Source organism: Kitasatospora phosalacinea (assembly GCF_000717185.1).
Classification (GTDB): Bacteria; Actinomycetota; Actinomycetes; order Streptomycetales; family Streptomycetaceae; genus Kitasatospora; species Kitasatospora phosalacinea_A.
The window spans coordinates 37,869-53,413 of the sequence record NZ_JNYE01000016.1 but is presented as its reverse complement, the minus strand read 5'-3'; the positions used below and the strand labels follow the sequence as shown (position 1 = coordinate 53,413).

General features: G+C 74.6%; 15 protein-coding genes. 4 read left to right on the top strand and 11 right to left on the bottom strand.

What is annotated here, in order from left to right; all coding sequences use genetic code 11:
• Positions 1-221 precede the first annotated feature (221 nt).
• Entirely contained in the window at positions 222-1,121 is a 900-nt protein-coding gene (locus OO57_RS09355; protein ID WP_063737524.1) for an alpha/beta fold hydrolase, read from the bottom strand.
• Between the two features lie 100 nt (positions 1,122-1,221).
• On the opposite strand from OO57_RS09355, the gene OO57_RS09350 reads away from it, so the two are divergent.
• A complete protein-coding gene (locus OO57_RS09350; protein WP_033251861.1) occupies positions 1,222-1,650 on the top strand; it encodes a winged helix-turn-helix transcriptional regulator in 429 nt (142 codons plus the stop codon).
• A gap of 83 nt (positions 1,651-1,733) precedes the next feature.
• Here the strand turns inward: OO57_RS09350 and OO57_RS09345 are convergent, their stop codons facing one another.
• The 7 genes from OO57_RS09345 to OO57_RS09315 form a co-directional block, all read right to left on the bottom strand.
• On the bottom strand, positions 1,734-2,684 hold the full coding sequence (locus tag OO57_RS09345; protein WP_033251860.1) for a DUF5996 family protein: 951 nt from the start codon (positions 2,682-2,684) through the stop codon (positions 1,734-1,736).
• A gap of 129 nt (positions 2,685-2,813) precedes the next feature.
• Positions 2,814-3,587: a DUF6193 family natural product biosynthesis protein gene (locus OO57_RS39250; RefSeq protein WP_051777013.1), complete on the bottom strand. Its 774-nt coding sequence runs from the start codon at positions 3,585-3,587 to the stop codon at positions 2,814-2,816.
• 47 nt (positions 3,588-3,634) lie between these two features.
• Entirely contained in the window at positions 3,635-5,299 is a 1,665-nt protein-coding gene (locus tag OO57_RS09335) for a condensation domain-containing protein (protein WP_234337280.1), read from the bottom strand.
• 4 nt (positions 5,300-5,303) lie between these two features.
• Positions 5,304-6,182: an aminoacyl-tRNA synthetase gene (locus OO57_RS09330; protein ID WP_033251858.1), complete on the bottom strand. Its 879-nt coding sequence runs from the start codon at positions 6,180-6,182 to the stop codon at positions 5,304-5,306.
• Positions 6,183-6,268: 86 nt separating this feature from the next.
• Positions 6,269-7,144, bottom strand: coding sequence for a hypothetical protein (locus OO57_RS44625; RefSeq protein WP_051777011.1), 876 nt, complete (start codon positions 7,142-7,144; stop codon positions 6,269-6,271).
• Positions 7,145-7,149: 5 nt separating this feature from the next.
• On the bottom strand, positions 7,150-7,527 hold the full coding sequence (locus OO57_RS09320) for an acyl carrier protein (protein WP_051777009.1): 378 nt from the start codon (positions 7,525-7,527) through the stop codon (positions 7,150-7,152).
• Between the two features lie 238 nt (positions 7,528-7,765).
• Complete coding sequence (locus OO57_RS09315; RefSeq protein ID WP_033251857.1) at positions 7,766-8,698, bottom strand: 3-oxoacyl-[acyl-carrier-protein] synthase III C-terminal domain-containing protein; 933 nt, start codon at positions 8,696-8,698, stop codon at positions 7,766-7,768.
• Between the two features lie 211 nt (positions 8,699-8,909).
• Here OO57_RS09315 and OO57_RS09310 point away from each other — a divergent pair, with 211 nt between their 5' ends.
• From OO57_RS09310 to OO57_RS09300, 3 genes are all read left to right on the top strand, one after another.
• Positions 8,910-10,181, top strand: coding sequence for a glycosyltransferase (locus OO57_RS09310; RefSeq protein ID WP_051777007.1), 1,272 nt, complete (start codon positions 8,910-8,912; stop codon positions 10,179-10,181).
• Positions 10,182-10,469: 288 nt separating this feature from the next.
• On the top strand, positions 10,470-11,426 hold the full coding sequence (locus tag OO57_RS09305) for an ATP-binding cassette domain-containing protein (protein ID WP_106973941.1): 957 nt from the start codon (positions 10,470-10,472) through the stop codon (positions 11,424-11,426).
• Between the two features lie 42 nt (positions 11,427-11,468).
• Complete coding sequence (locus tag OO57_RS09300) at positions 11,469-12,233, top strand: ABC transporter permease (RefSeq protein ID WP_033251855.1); 765 nt, start codon at positions 11,469-11,471, stop codon at positions 12,231-12,233.
• Positions 12,234-12,305: 72 nt separating this feature from the next.
• Here the strand turns inward: OO57_RS09300 and OO57_RS09295 are convergent, their stop codons facing one another.
• From OO57_RS09295 to OO57_RS09285, 3 genes are read right to left on the bottom strand one after another with little or no spacing between them, the layout of a single operon-like run.
• On the bottom strand, positions 12,306-13,610 hold the full coding sequence (locus OO57_RS09295; RefSeq protein WP_033251854.1) for a PLP-dependent aminotransferase family protein: 1,305 nt from the start codon (positions 13,608-13,610) through the stop codon (positions 12,306-12,308).
• Positions 13,607-14,587: an alpha/beta hydrolase gene (locus OO57_RS09290; protein WP_051777004.1), complete on the bottom strand. Its 981-nt coding sequence runs from the start codon at positions 14,585-14,587 to the stop codon at positions 13,607-13,609. The genes OO57_RS09295 and OO57_RS09290 overlap by 4 nt, the downstream gene beginning before the upstream one ends.
• Positions 14,587-15,522: a methyltransferase domain-containing protein gene (locus tag OO57_RS09285; RefSeq protein ID WP_234337279.1), complete on the bottom strand. Its 936-nt coding sequence runs from the start codon at positions 15,520-15,522 to the stop codon at positions 14,587-14,589. Before OO57_RS09285 ends, OO57_RS09290 begins: the two co-directional genes overlap by 1 nt.
• Between the last annotated feature and the right edge of the window lie 23 nt (positions 15,523-15,545).

Here is a 15,545-nt window from a genome sequence, read left to right as displayed (position 1 = left end):
TGGTGGGGCGGTACGGGTTCCACCGGGGCGAGTTGTACTTCATGGCTGCGGGCGGCACTTGGCGTGGGGTACGTCGGCCAGCCACCACTGGCACCGCTGTTGGCGCGGCTGTCAACGGCGGTGTTCGGTGACGGCCCGGCAGGGCTGCGGGCAGGCGCGGGGCTGCTGTGCGCGGGGACGGTCGCGCCGTGGTCCCAACGGTGGCCCCGACTGCGGCACTTCTACTGAGGCGCGCGTCGGGCACCGGGCGCGTCCGCATCCCCGTCTGCGTCGGCGTCGGCGTCGGCGTCGGCGGCCAGGAACGGGCGCAGCAGCGCGAGCAGGGCGTCCGGGCGGTGCAGGGGGATGATGTGGCCGCAGTCCTCGATGACGTGTCCGGTGAGGTCGTCGGTGATCGGGCGGAGTTGGCGTTCCAGTGCGGGGCCGACGGGGCGGGCGCCCAGGGCCATGGTCGGCACGGTCAGGCGGGCGGTGGCGACCGCCCGCTCGATCTGCGCGGCGCTCTCGGGCAGTGCCCGGTAGTACGAGAACGCGCAACTGAGCGCCCGGCGGCCGGTGTAGGCGCGGACGAACGCGTCCCGGAGGGCGGGGCGGGCGCCGTCGCCGAGCGTGCCGGCGTCCAGGAACCAGTCGACGTAGGCGGCTTCGCGGCCCTCCAGCACGGTCTCGGCGAGGCCGGGCGCGGCGGTGTGGAAGCCGAACCACCACGGCGGCCCGTCGGCGAGGAAGTCCTCGGCGCCGGGCAGTCGGCCCAGCAGGGACTCCATGACGACCAGGCGCCGGACGAGGTCGGGGCGGCGCAGGGCGAGGAGGAAGGCCGGTGAGGTGCCCGCGTCGATGCCCACCACGGCGGCCGAGGGGACGTCGAGCGCGGCGAGGAGCGCCGCGGCGTCCTCGGCCAGGGTGCCCGCGTCGTACCCGTCGGCGGCCGGGCTGCTCGCGCCGAACCCACGCAGGTCCGGTGCGATGACGCGGTGGTGGGCGGACAGGTCGGCGATGACGTCCGTCCACAGTTCCCAGGTGTGCGGGAAGCCGTGCAGCAGCAGGACGGCCGGGCCCGATCCGGCGAGGGCGACGTTCAGTTCGACGCCGTTGGCGGGGACGCGGCGCAGTTCGGGCACGGGAGGCTCCAGGTACGGTGAGGAAAGGTGACCACATCACGCTAGGGAACCGGCCTGGTTCCCCCAAGACGGCACTTTCCCCTCAGGTGGTGAGCTGCGAGTGACCACATCGAGCGCAGGCGGGCCCGGTCGACGGCCCGGTGAGCGCGGTGACCTGCTGGACCCGCTCTGCCCGACCCGCCGGTTGCTCGACCGGATCGGCACCAAGTGGACGTCGATGGCGGTCAAGGTGCTGGCCGAGGAGGCTCCGGGCGAGGTCCGGTTCGCGGAGCTGCGGCGCCGCGTCCCGGGCATCTCGCAGAAGATGCTGTCCGTCACCCTGCAGGGCCTGGTCCGCGACGGCCTGGTCGCGCGCCGGGTGGAGCCCACCGTGCCGCCCGCCGTCCACTACCGGCTCACCGGGCTCGGCCTGTCCCTCGAAGGGCCGCTCTCCGTCCTGCGGGACTGGGCGGAGACGCACATGCCGGAGATCGACCGCAACAACCGGCTCGCCGACGGGTCGGCCCCCGGTGAGCGCGCGCCCCGGTGAGAGCGCGCCCCGGCGGCGTCACCGGGCGGGAGCACCGGTCGGGAGCACCGGTCGGCGCCACCGGGCGGGGGCACCGGTCGGCGTCACCGGTCGGCGGTTCCCGGGAGGGTGCGCAGTTCGCTGTCGGTGATGCCGCCGGGGCACTCGCGTTCGCGGCCCCAGCCGGCCAGGTCGGCTCCGGCGCGGTAGGCGGATTCCAGGAACTCCAGGGCGGTGTGCCAGGGGTCGGCGGTGGCGCGGACCTCGTCGTAGGTGAGCAGGGCGAGGTGGCTGCCGCGGTTGGGCGTCCAGCGGGCGGTGTCGGGGCGCAGCGGGCGGGTGTCGAGTCCGGTGGGTTCGGGGGCGGTGTAGGAGTAGAACGCGGGGGCGGGGACGTTGTCGTCGCCGAACCAGAAGCCCGCGCTGATGACTTCGCGGGAGTAGGCCTCGCGGGTGACGCTGTCGGCGGCGGGCTGGTCGGTCTCGCGGTCGGAGAAGCGGGTGACGGCGAGGTCGAAGGTGTGCCAGAAGTGGTGGACGGGGCTGGTCTTGCCGGAGTACCCGGCGGCGTACTCCTCCAGCAGCAGGGCGACTTGGCTCAGGACGTGCCAGTAGGTGGTGACGGCGGCGGGGTCGTAGCTGCGGTGCTCGTGGTCGTCGGCGAAGGGGCGGTGGGCGTCGGGCAGGTCGTAGGGGTGGGGGCGGTCGGGGCGGACGTCGATGTCGAGGTGGGCGAGGGCGCGCAGGGTGTCGCGGTGGAAGTCGGCGACGGAGCGCCCGGCGAGCGGGAAGGAGTCCTCAGCGCCGCCGAGGGTGCGGACGTACAGGCGGTGGTCGGTGAAGTCGAAGTCGATGGTGAAGGCGTCGCCGCCGCGGACGGGGCCGGTGGGGCGGGTGGTGATGCCGCGGCCGGTGAGGTGGAAGGGGACGTTCCACCAGTGGTTGCGGCGGGCGCTGCCCGCGAGCCGGATCTTGCCGATGACCTGGGCGAAGCGGTGCAGTGTCTCCTTGGTGTCCCGCCAGGACTCCAGGGGCAGGGGCGGGAACAGCTCCATGGTGCAACTCCGGCGTGAGGGAGGGGTCGGGGGCCGCTGCCCATCCTCACCGCCCCCGGTCCGGGCCCGGGGGTGCGACGCGCCCGGACGGGGGGCGGCTGCTCCGTCCGGGCGGTGCGGGGTCGTGCGTCAGTGCAGTTCGGGGGGCAGGACGGCGGCGGCGAGGGCGGCGGCGAGGGCGGCGGCTTCGGCTGCGGTGGCGACGGTGACCGGTTCGGGGAGGGCTTCGGCGACGGCCCGGTGCCTCCGGTGGCCGCGGACCTGGTAGGTCCCGTCGGTGCGCGGTTCGACGGCGACGCCCGCGCTCTCGTACGGGAAGTGGAGCGTGCGGGAGAACCACAGCGTGTAGTGGCTGCTGACCGGTCGCAGCGGGCGCAGCCGGGGTTCGGCGAACGCGGCCCGCCACAACTGCCGGACGCGGGCGGGCTCGGGGTGCCACGCGTGGTCGAAGTTCTGCAGGCGGATCCGCCACTCGAGTTCCACCGGGTCCAGCGGGGTGCGCTCGTGGGCGAGCGCCCAGTCCTGGACGTCCAGGAACGGTGCGGTGTGCCGGACCCCGGCCAGGTCCGCCCCCGCGAGCCAGGCCGAGGCCGCCCGGACGGCTTCGGCGAGGTCCGGCGTGCTGCCCAGGGCCAGCGGCACCGCGCCGCGGCTCAGGGCCAGGAACGGTGCGGAGTCGTCCTGCTTCCACCGGATGCGGGCCTGGTCGGGCGTCGGCCCGCCCGAGCCGCCGCGCGCGGCCGGTCGGACCGACTGTCCTTCGAAGTCGGTGCCGAACCAGTACTGCCGGCCGGGTGCGGGCAGCGGGACGTCCGCCGCGGCGGCGATCCGCGCCAGCTCGGCGGCGAACTCGACTGCGGCGGCGTCCCGTTCGGCCTGGGTCTCGTACGTGGGGGAAGGCATGGCGCGGAGTGTAGTTCGGGCGCGCCCGGGTGTGGCGGGGCTTGCGGTCAGTCGCGTCCGGTGCCGGTGCCGTTCGGCAGGACGTAGCGCTGCGGGGCCATCAGGGTGTCGCGCCAGGAGAGCGAGTCGACCACGGCGGTGTGCGCCTCGGTCGGTGTCAGTGTGCATCCTTCGCGTACCCGGGCGGTCAACTCGTCTTCCTCCCAGGTTACTTCGACGTCCTTGACGGCCAGGACGGTGCGCAGCCGGTCGGCGAGGGCGTCCAGGTCGACCCAGTTGCTGCCGACCTGCTGCCAGCGGCCCTTCTCGCGGCGGCCGACGGGCAGTCGGCTGAGGGCGGCGAGTTCCCCGGCTGGGCCGAGGGGGACGTTGCGCTGTCCGGCGAGGTCGATCAGGCGCAGCAGGGCGCGGGCGAAGTGCTCGGTCTCCTCGCGGTCGAGGACATCGGGGTGGGCGTGCAGGCTGATCTCCAGGCAGCCGCCGGTGCGCCAGACGTTCATCATCAGCCGGGTGGGGAGCGGCTCGGTCGGGTACCAGGTGAGGTCGGGGTCGACGGCGGGGTCGGGGCGCAGGGCGGCGAGCTCCTCGGGGACGGTGCCGCTGACGTCGTTGAGCACGACGTCGCGGACGAACCGGGCGCCGCGCCGCAGGGAGGAGTCGTCGAGGATCTTCCAGAGCTGCTCGGTGTCGAAGGTGGCGTGCCAGTAGCCGGAGAGGGCCTGGGCCTGGGTGCGGCCGATCAGGGTGTCGAGGTCGGGGCAGTCGGTGTCCAGGACGAGCAGGGCGTCCTGGGCGAGGGTGCCGATGTGCTCGGCGAGGACGGCGCGGTGGCGGTTGGCGGAGAGGGCGGCCATCACCACGGTGGAGCGGGCCGCGCGGTGGGCCGCCAGGGCGGCGTAACAGGCGGTCAGGACGGCGGACTTGGAGCTGCTGGTGCGCTTGACGGCCCGCTCCAGGGCGGCGGCACCGGCCGGGGTGCGGATGCTGAGGGTGTGCAGCAGGGTGTCGGTGGAGCGGACCCGGTCGTCGGTGAAGACGGCGGAGGGCTCCTCCGCCAGGATGCGTTCCCAGTGGCGGAGGGCGGCGGTGCCGCGGCGGCGGCCACTGGCGGATCGCTCCTGTTCGGCGACCGCGATCGGGGTGGGCCCGGTGGCCGTCGGCAGTTCGCCGCCGGAGACCAGGACCGTCCACTCCTGGGCCAGCAGTCCCGTTGCCATGCCGTCGAGTTGGGCGTGGCTGACGACCACGGCGAGCAGCACGGGGCGGTCGTCGCGGGTGAGCAGGGCGAGGCGGAGCGGGAAGTCGGCGGTGAGGTCGAAGGGGTGGCAGCGCTGGTCCCAGCAGAACGCGTCGGCCCGGGCGGCGGCGTCCTCGTCCGGGCCGAGGGCGATCAGCTCGACGGTGAACTCGCCTTCCTGGAGCTGTCGTTGGAAGGTGGGGAGCTGGTCGCCGCCGCCGTCGGGGAAGACGGTGCGCAGGGCGGCGTGCCGTTCGGCGAGGGTGCGCAGGGCGTCGAGGCAGCGGGCCGGGTCGGCGTCCCCGAGGGGGGTCCAGATCGCCTGCTTGTTCAGCGAGGAGGGTTCGTTACGTTCGCGGGAGGGCTGCTCGTTGCGCAGGCAGCGCAGCACGTTGTCCTGGCCGAGGGTGAGCGGCCCTTCGGCTCCGGGTGCCTGGGACCGGTACCGCAGCACGGTGGATCGCGTGTCTGACACTTCGTCAGTTTCCCTTCAGGGAGGCGCTGATGTGCTCGGGCCAGTCGGCGGGGCGGGTGCCGTGGGCGTGCAGCAGGGCGAGGGCGATCCGGTCGAGGCCGAAGGCGGTGCAGGCGGTGTGGCCGGTGGCGCCGTCGGCGGTGAAGTCGAAGGCCTCGCCGAAGTGGTCCTTGTGGATGTTGGCGGAGGCGATGGCCTGCGGCAGTCCGTCGGCCACCGGTACGCGCAGCTCGAACTTCAACTCCTGGGCGCGCTGGGCGGCTTGGTAGAGCTTGCGGCCGCCGCCGAAGAACGGGTCGTCGGCGAGTTCGACCGACGGCTTCAGGCCGAGGCCGTCCAGCCAGTCGGCGACCCGCTGCAGCCAGTGCTCGCGCCAGTCCTGGCAGTGCCCGGCGGTGCCCGCGGTGACGAGTTCGGCCATCTTGAAGCTGCGCAGCCGCCCGGGTTCGGCGGTGGCCTCCTGCCGGAAGCACTGCGCCTCCACGCTGTAGCGGACGGGCTGTTGGAGGTCCCGGCCGACCAGGGTGGCGTACACGGGGTAGCAGGCGGCGGGCAGCAGCACCAGGTCGGAGATCTCCTGCCGGGCGTGCCAGGGGCCGGACTCCGCGATCAGCGGGGAGAGCTTGCGCCAGTCGGCGGCGCTGCCGGTGTAGCTGTGCACGGTGCCGAGCAACTGCGGGAAGGAGGCGGCGAATCCGGCGCGCTCGATGGTGGCGCGGGAGATCACGGGCGGGACGGTGAGCCGCTCGAAGGGCTCGTCGGCGGCCAGCCGGGCGATCGAGTCGCGCAGCGCGCCGAGCAGCTTCTCGTAGGCGGCGGGCTGGAGTTGGACGCCGGGTGCGGCGGTGGGCAGCGGGGTGGCGTCGTCGGGGTGGCGGGTCATGGTCGGTCTGCCTCAGGGTCGGGGGCGGCGGGGTGTGGCGGTGGAGGTGGCGGTGGCGGTGGCGGTGGGGGCGGCGGAGGTGGCGGTCACGGTGTCGGCTCCGCCGCCGCCCAGTGGGCGAGGTCGATCCGGCCGGTCTCCGGTTCGCGGTCGGCGAGGGCGAGCGGCCGGTCGGCGCACCCCGGGTCGGCGAGGGCGGCGGCGAGCGCGGCCCAGCTGCCGGTGTACGGGTTGCCGGGGCGGGCTGTCCGGGTCTCCCGTCCGCCGGGCGGCCGGGCGCCGGTCAGGCCGGGGCCGAGCAGCAGCAGCGCGTCCTCGGGCAGCTCGGTGCACAACTCCCTTAGCACGTAGTCGACTTGGCTGTCGGAGACATCGCTACGACTGGCGGTTCCGCGCAGCGCCCGGCCGCCGCCGTCGGCCTCCCAGAGCAGGGCGGCCGCGGAGTGCCGGTCGGGGAGGCGGGCGGGGCGGTGCGGGCGGTGGTGCAGGTCGGCCTGTTCGACGGCGATCAGCAGGGCGCGCCGGGCTCCCGCGGTCCGGGCGTACGCGTCGGCGATCAGCAGGGCGCTGAACGCGGCGCCCGCGCCCTCGTCGCAGATCGCGAAGGACAGCGGTTCGCCCGGGCAGGACTCGGCGAGGCGCAGCGCGACGGCCTGTCCGGGGCGGACGTCGGGCGTGGCGTACACCAGGACCAGCAGGTCGACGGGGCGGGCCGGGTCGGTCAGGGCGCGGATGGCGCGTTCGGCCAGCGTGTCGTAGGAGTGCCCGCGGGCCCCGGCGAGCGCCTCCTCGTCGAGTTCGACCCCGTACGGGCGGGCCAGGTCGGCGGTGAAGGCGCGCAGGTCGGGGTCGGCGGCGAGCGGGGAGTGGCCGGGCAGGTCGTGGGCGTGGGCGGCGGTCAGGCGCAGCGGGGAGGCGGTGCGCGGCAGGGTGGTGGCGGGGAGCGGCCCGCGGACGAGCACGGACGTCAGTCCTCGGCGACGACGTGTCCGGCGACGAAGCCCGCGAGGGTGCCGACCGAGCGCAGGTCCTCCGGGTCGATGCCCTCGACGTCGATCTGCACGTCGAGGTGGTCCTCGAGTTCGAGGATGAGTTCCAGGGTGGCGGCGGAGGTCAGGCCGACCTCGTCGAACAGGCAGGCGTTCTCGCCGATCTCGGGGAGGTCGCGCTTGAGCACCTGGGGCAGCAGCAGCAGGATCCCGTCGAGGGCGCGGCCGCGCAGCTCGGGGTCGACCACGGCGGTGGCGGCGGTGGTGGCGGTGGCGGTGGTGGTGGCGGTCGTGACGATGGTGTCGGTGCCGACAGCGGAGTCGGCAGCGCTTTCGGGCAGGGCGGAGTCGGTCATGGCGATCCCCTGATCTGGCCCGCGGCCCGGCGGCGGGCCGGGTGCGGGCGGGTGGACTGGACGGCGCGGGCGCGCCTTGCGGGCATGCGGGCATGCGGGCATGCGGGCGCGTACGGACGCGTGCGTGCGTGCGCATGCATGCATGGGCATGCGTGCGTACGCGTGTGTGCGTGCGTGCGGGAACGCGGCGCGGTGTCCCGGCGTCCGGCCGGCCGCCCCTGGGTGCGGGGCGGGCGGGTCAGTGCTGGAGCACCATCGCGGCGAAGGTCGCGCCGATCCCGGACGCGGCGGCCAGGTAGCGGTCGCCGCGGCGGAGCAGGCCGCGGGTGGTGGCGGTGTGGTGGTTGAGCAGGATGTCGGCGGCGAAGCTGTGCCCCACCGCCGGGACGTTGTCCAGCACCACGCGGTCGGGCGGGTACCCGATCTGGCGGCAGATCCGTTGCCAGGAGATCTGGTTGACGTTGTGCGGGAGCAGCAGCCGGATCGAGTCCCAGCTCTCGCCGGCCTCCTCCAGTGCGGCTTCCATCACGGCCACCATCAGCTCCGGGTAGCTGCGCTGGTAGCGCTGCATCAGCTCCGGATCGTCGGCGAGTCGCCCGTCGAACTCGCCGCGCTGGTCGACCGCGTAGGACAGCACGCGGTCGTGTTCGCCTCCGGCCCGCACCAGGCAGGCGGCCGCCCCCTCGCCGAACAGGGCGGTCTCCGGGACGATGCGGGCGTCCCGGGTGAAGGTCTTCTCGCCCGCCAGGATCAGCGCCGTCGCCTCGGGGTCGGGGTCTGCCGCCAGCAGCCGACCGGCCACGTCCAGGGCCAGCAGGGAGCCGGCGCAGGCGTGGTGGGTGACGGTGAAGGCACGGGCGCGCGTCAGCCCCAGACGGCCGAGCGCGTCGTGCAGCGGGTTGTGCGGGTAGGGCGCCGCGATCGGCAGGCTGCGCGCGTGCAGCACGTACTTCACGCGGTGTTCGTTGCCGCGCAGCGGGGCCAGGGCCTGCGCTGCGGCGGTGAGCAGATCGGTCAGGTCTCCGTCGGGGTCCGTCCTGATCCGGTCCAGACCGTGGAAGCGGCGGAACAGTTTGATCTGACGGTCCGTCAACCCCAGGCGTTCCCCGACCGGTTCGATCGGTTCGGCGAGGGGTGGCAGGTGGACGGCGACTGCCTCCAGAGCGGTCACGCGGGCTAGTATTCCGTCGCCTCACCGGCCCGCACAAGAGATCGCCGACGCTTCCTTCGCGATATCCCCTTGTCGTCTGTACCACTCCTCCCTCGTTTGCCCACGACCCGTACGCCGTACGCACGGGTCCGCGGCCGGTGCCGCCCGAACGCCGCGCGTTCCGACTTCCCCACCGTCCCGACTCCCCTGCCGCCTCCCGAGGAGGACACCCGTGCCCGCGACCCCGCCCGCGACCCTGCTCGCGACCGCCCCCGCCGCCGCCACTCCCCCACCGTCCCCGCTGCGCCTGCTGATCGTGGTCCCGCCGCTGGCCGGACACCTGTTGCCGGCCCGGGCGCTGGCCCGGGCCTGGTCCGCGCGCGGGCACCGGGTGGCCTGGGTGGGGCCGGAGGCGGCGCTGCGGCCGCTGCTCGGGCCGGAGGCGGTGGTGCACCCGACCGGCGCCCGGCTGTTCCGCGAGCAGGCGGCGGGCGGGGCGGCGGCGGTGCGTTCGCTGTGGGAGGGCTTCGTCGTGCCGCACACCCGGTTCACCCTGGGCGCGGTGCGGCGGGCCGTCGAGCAGTGGCGGCCTGACGTGGTGCTGGCCGACCAGCACAGCCCGGCGGGCGCGCTGGCCGCGCACGGCGCGGGCGTGCCGTGGGCGAGCTTCGCGCCGTCCTCGCTGGAGATCGGCGATCCGCTGGGCGGCGACGGCGAGTTGACGGCCTGGCGGGAGGGCGTGCTGCGCGGCCTGTGGGAGCGGGCCGGGCTGCCCGCCGCCGAGTACGCCGACCCGCGGTTCTCCCCCGACCTGGTGCTGGCCCCGAGCTGCGCCGCACTGCTGGGCCTGGACCCGCGGCGCGTCCCGGACTCGTACGCGCTGGTGGGCCCGCTGCTGGACGCACGGCCCGAACCGTTCCCCTGGGAGCGGTTGGCGGGGCGGCCGCACCGGGTGCTGGTCACCATGGGCACGCTGTCCGCCGAGGTGGCGGGCGGTTTCCTCGGCCGGACGGCCGCCGCGCTGGCCGAACTCCCGGACGTGCAGGCCGTGGTGGCGGCCCCGGGAGAGGTGGCGCTGCCACCGGGTGCGATCGGCTGCGGGCGCGTTCCGGTACTGGAACTGCTTGAGCGCGGGGCCGTGGACGCCGTACTGTGCCACGGCGGGATGAACACCGTCGGTGAATCCCTCGTCCACGGGCGGCCCCTGGTGGTCGCCCCGATCCGCCACGACCAACCGGTGACCGCCGGCCGGCTGGCCGCGCTGGGCGCGGCCGTCCGGGTCGACTTCGCCACCGCGACGCCGGAGCAACTGCGCTCGGCGCTGCGGACCGTCCTCGACGATCCCGGGTACCGCCGCTCCGCCGAACTGGTGGGGCGTCAACTGCGGGACGGTGGGGGTGCGGTGGCGGCCGCCGAGCGGCTGGAACGGTTCGCGCGCGCACCGCGCCGCACCCGCCCCGCCGCCTGGTCCAGACCATTGTCGAGGGGCCGGGTCGGGCCCTAGGGTCTGCTCCGGCGTCCGTCCCCACCCGCCCCCGCCCGCCCCCGCTGCCCGTCCGAGCATCCGGTTGCCCACCCGAGCACTTTGCTGCTCGTCCCGGCACTCCGCTGCTCGTCCCAGCACCCTGCTGCTCATCCGAACCCCCAGTTGCCCGTCCGAGCACCCAGTTGCCCATCCGAGCACCCTGCTGCTCATCCCAGCACCCGGCTGCTCGTCCGAGCAGCCATCCGCACCGATCCGCATTCATTCGCACCCATTCGCACCCACCGACCACAGGAGTCCGGGTTGATCGTGACCAAGGGGCTGCGCAAGTCCTTCCAGCCCCGCCGCGGCGCCGCCGCCGTCGACGCGGTGCGCGGCATCGACCTGAACGTCGCGGAGGGCGAGATCTACGGCCTCCTCGGCCCGAACGGCGCAGGCAAGACCACCACGCTGCGCATGCTCGCCACCCTGCTCGCCCCCGACGGCGGCGCCGCGACCGTGGCGGGCGCCGACCTGCGCGCCGCGCCCGGCGAGGTCCGCCGCCGGATCGGCTACGTCGCCCAGGGCGGCGGCACCACCGACCAGGCCACCGCCCGCGAGGAGCTCGTCCTACAGGCCCGGATGTACGGCGTCCGCAAGGCCGAGGCCGTCCAGCGCGCCGAGCAGGGCCTGGCGGCCTTCGACCTGACCGAGTTCGGCGACCGGGTCTGCAAGACGTACTCGGGCGGCCAGCGCCGCCGCCTCGACCTGGCGCTCGGCGTCGTGCACCGGCCCAGCGTGCTGTTCCTGGACGAGCCGACCGTCGGCCTCGACCCGCGCAGCCGCTCCCAGGTGTGGGGCGAGGTGCGCCGCCTGCGCGAGCAGGGCATGACGGTGCTGCTGACCACCCACTACCTGGACGAGGCCGACGCCCTGTGCGACCGGATCGGCATCGTCGACAACGGCGGCATCGTCACCGAGGGCACCCCCGAGGAGCTCAAGCAGAAGATCTCCGGCGACTCCGTCACCATCGGCCTGTCCGACGCCGGGGCCACCACGGGCGCCGAGCGCGCCCTCGCCGAACTGCCGTGCGTCCAACGCCTGGAGGCGCTGCCCGGCGAGGACGGGCTGCGCCTGCACGTGGACTCCGCGGCCACCGCGATCCCGCAGCTGCTGCGCACCCTGGCCGCGTCCGGCATCGAGCCGGAGCACGTCCAGTTGCAGCGCCCCAGCCTGGACGACGTGTTCCTGGCACTGACCGGCCGCGCGCTGGTCCACAGCAGCTGACCCCCCTTCCTCTTTTCCGGTACCGACGCCCCCGAGGTCCCCGTGAAGCTCGCCCGCGACACCTGGCTGGTCTACCAGCGCCAACTGCTCCTGATGGCCCGCTCCCCCGTGTGGATCGCCGTCGGGCTGCTCCAACCCCTGTGCTACCTGCTGCTGTTCGCCCCGCTGCTGACCTCCGCGCTGGCTGCGTCCGGCGCGCACAGCACCGCCGACGCCTACCGGATCTACGTGCCCGGGCTGCTGTCCGCGCTGGCCCTGATGGGCGGCCTGTTCACCGGTTTCACCCTGCTCGGCGAGCTGCACGCGGGCGTGATCGAGCGTTCCCGGGTGACTCCGGTCAGCCGGGTGGCCCTGCTGTTGGGCCGGGCGCTGCGGGAGACCACGGCGCTGCTGATCCAGTCGGTGCTGATCGCCGTGCTGGCGATCCCGTTCGGCCTGACCGTGGGCCTGGCCGACCTGCTGCTGGCGATGGCGCTGCTGGCGCTGATGGCCCTGATGGCGTCCTCGGTCTCCTACGGCCTGGCCCTGCTGGTGCCGACCGACGCGGCGCTGGGCCCGGTGGTCAACACCATCGCGCAGCCGCTGGCGCTGCTCTCCGGCACCCTGCTGCCGATCGCGCTGGCCCCGGTCTGGCTGCGTACCGCCGCGTCCTGGAACCCGTGCTACTGGGCGGTGGAGGGCATGCGCGCCCTGTTCTCCGGGCACGTGGACGCGCCCGAGGTGTGGCGGGGCCTGCTGCTGACCGCCCTGCTGGCGGCCGTCGCGGTGGCCTGGTCGGCCCGGCTGTTCGCCCAGCGGATCCGCTGACCCGCTGACGGCGGGCGCGGCGGAGCGGGGCCCGGCGGCTGGAGTGCCGGGCCCCGCTCGGTGCTGTCCGGGTCAGCCCGCCGGGAGCTGCTCGGTGACGAACGCGGCCAGCCTGCTCACGCCTTCGGTGATTTGCTCGGGTGTCAGGTAGGAGCAGGAGAGCCGGAGTTGGTGTTCGCCGCCGCCTCCGGGGTGGAAGCCGTCCATCGGCGTCCACAGCACGCCGTGCTTGCGGGCGCAGGTGTCGAGGGCGTGCGCGTCGGCCCGGAACGGCACGGTGACGACGGCGAAGAAGCCGCCGTCGGGGTGGTTCCAGGAGACGCCGGGGACGCCCTGGAAGGCGGTCCGGAGCTGTGCCAGCAGGGTGTCCATGTTGCGGGCGTAGAAGCGCCGGGCGGGCTCGTTGGCGTCCCGCAGGCGCAGGCCGCCGTCGAGCAGCATGCCGCCGATGACGGCCTGGCTGAGCGCCGAGGTGTTGACGGTGGTCATGCTCTTGAGCTTGGCGAGTTCGTCGGCGAGCAGGCCTTCCCGGCCGTCGGGTGCGGCCACCCGCTGGTCGGCGAGGACGTAGCCGACCCGGGCGCCGGGGAAGCAGGTCTTGGCGAAGGAGCCGAGGTAGACCACGTTGCCGCGGTCCCCGTCCAGGGCCCTGAGGGTGGGGCGGGCGTCGGGGGTGCGGCCGAAGAAGCCGTACGGGTTGTCCTCGATCAGCAGGACGCCGCTCTCCTCGGCGACCTCCAGCAGGCGGCGGCGGGCCGGTTCGTCCATGCTGGCGCCGCTGGGGTTGGCGAAGTCGGGGACGACGTAGCAGGCGCGGGGGCGCTTCCCGGCGGCGCGCAGGGCGCGGACGGCGGCGGCGAGCGCCTCGGGGTCGAGGCCGCCGTCGCGCCCGGCCTCCGGTACGGGGTGGACGGTCAGGTCGAGCAGCCGGGCGGCGCCGGTGACGCCGACGTAGCAGGGCGCGGAGACCAGCAGCACGTCGTCCGGCCCGGCGCACAGGGCGCGCAGTACCAGCAGCATGCCCTCCTGGGCGCCGACGGTGACCACCAGCGCCTCGGGGTCGGCGTCGATGCCTTCGTCGGCGGCCAGCGCGCGGGCGATCAGCGGGGCGATCAGGCCCTTGGTGCGTCCGTACTGGAACACCTCCTGGCGGACTTGACTGTCCGTCAGGTTCCGTTCCTCGCGCAGGTGGCGCAGGTAGGTCTCCAGGTGGCCGGGGATGTCGGCGGGGTCGAAGAACTCCTCGTACGGGCGGCCGGGGGCGAAGGAGATCGCGTCGGGGTAGCGGCCGGTGACCTCGTTGAGGAAGGTCATCGCGTCCAGCAGCGGGTCGGACAGCGAGCCGTGCAGGTCGGCGAGGTGCAGGACGCGGCTCACCGGGCTGCCTCCGCGGCCTGGCAGGCGGCCTGGCAGGCGGTCTGGTAGGCGGCCACCAGGCGTTGGGCGGCGAAGAGTTGGGCGGCTCGGCCGTCGTCCAGGACGCCGGGCATCGCGAAGAAGCCGTGCGGCATGCCGTCGTAGCGGCGCAGTTCGACGGGGACGCCCGCGGCGCGCAGGGCCTCGGCGTACTCCTCGCCCTCGTCGCGCAGCGGGTCGTACTCGGCGGTGATGACGGTGGCGGGCGGCAGTCCGGCCAGCGTGGGGGCGCGCAGCGGGGAGGCGAGCGGGTTCGCGGCGTCGGCGGGGTCGGCGAGGTAGTGGTCCCAGTACCAGGCCACCGAGTGCCGGTTGAACAGCGCCGGGTCGTCGTCCGTCCCGGGCGGGGGGAGGCGGTGGTCGGTGTTGGGGTAGACCAGCAGCTGGTGCAGGATCGCGGGGCCGCCGCGTTCGCGGGCGAGGAGGGTGAGGGCGGCGGCCAGGTTGCCGCCGGCGCTGTCGCCGCCGACCGCGATCCGGTCGGGGTCGATGCCCAACTCGGCGGCGTGGCGGGCGATCCGGTCGAGGGCGGCCCAGCAGTCGTGGACGGCGGCGGGGAAGCGGTGCTCGGGGGCGTGCCGGTAGCCGACGGCGAGGACGTCGGCGCCGGTGGCGTTGGCCAGGGCGCGGCAGACCGGGTCGCCGGTCTCCAGCGAGCCGAGTGCCCAGCCGCCGCCGTACAGGTAGAGCAGGGCGGGGCCGGGCGGGGCGTCCGCGGGGCGGGGTTTCGGCCGGTAGTGGCGCAGGGTGAGCGGGCCACCGGGGCCGTCGAAGGTGAACTCCCCGACGTGGTGGACTTCTTCGCCGCTGCCGGTGGCGGCCCGCAGGTCGGCGAGGTCGGCGGCGCGGGCCTCGGCGAGGGTGCGGGTGTACAGCGGCGGGGTGCCGGCGGCGGCGCGGCGGGCGCGCATCGCCTCGGCTTGGGGGTGCAGTGGCATCAGTGCGGTCCTCCGGGGGCGGTGGGCCCCGCGTCGGGGGCGACGGCCTCCAGGTAGATCGACTCGTCCTTGCGGAAGGCGGTGTCGAGGGCGGCGACGTCCGGTCGGGCGCCGGTCTGGAACTCCCGTCGGGTGACGGCGAATCCACCGTACCCGGCGCGGTCCAGGACGTGCCGCAGCTCGGCCTCGTCGTAGATCCACCGGTGGCCGAAGTGGTAGAAGATCTGGTTCAGCATGAAGGCCCGGCGCTCGGGCATCGGCGGGCCGACCCGCATGGTGCGCAGGCGGCGGCGGTGGCGGCGGAAGAACTGCTCGCGGTCGTCGAGGTAGCCCGTGACGTACACGGCCAGGTCGGGGGTGGTGAGGCGGAGCAGCCCGCCGGGGCGCAGCACCCGGCGCACTTCGGCGAGCCAGTGCACGGCGGTGGCGAGCGGGACGTGCTCGATCAGGTGCTCGGCGTACACCCAGTCGACGCTGTGGTCGGCGAACGGGAGCGGTTCGGTGATGTCCAGGCTGGTGTAGAGGCTGCTGCCGTCGATCCGGTAGACCGGCCCGGGGCGGGTGGCCTCGGTGGCGGTGTGCAGGCCGACCAGGTCGGTGCCGAGGCCCTGCGGGTGGCGGGTGCGGAACGCGGCGAACTCGATGCCGGTGACGCCGAGTTCCTGGAACTCCTGGTGCGTACGCGGTACTTCGGGGCGGACGAGTTCGATCGTGGTGCACCGGGCGAGGTCGTCGGTGAACGCGTCGGTGCGGGCTTCCAGGCCCTCGGGGTCCTCCCAGTCCCAGTCCGCGAACGGCTCCGCGGGCGGCTCCGCGGGCGGCTCCGCGGGCGGCTCCGCGAACGGCTGGGCAAGGGCGGGGAGCGGCTCGGGAACCGGCTCGAGAACCGGCGAAAGTTTCACGTCCGGGGCGGCGTCGGGTGCGGTGTGCGTCACGGGGTTTCTTCCGTTCTCTTCCA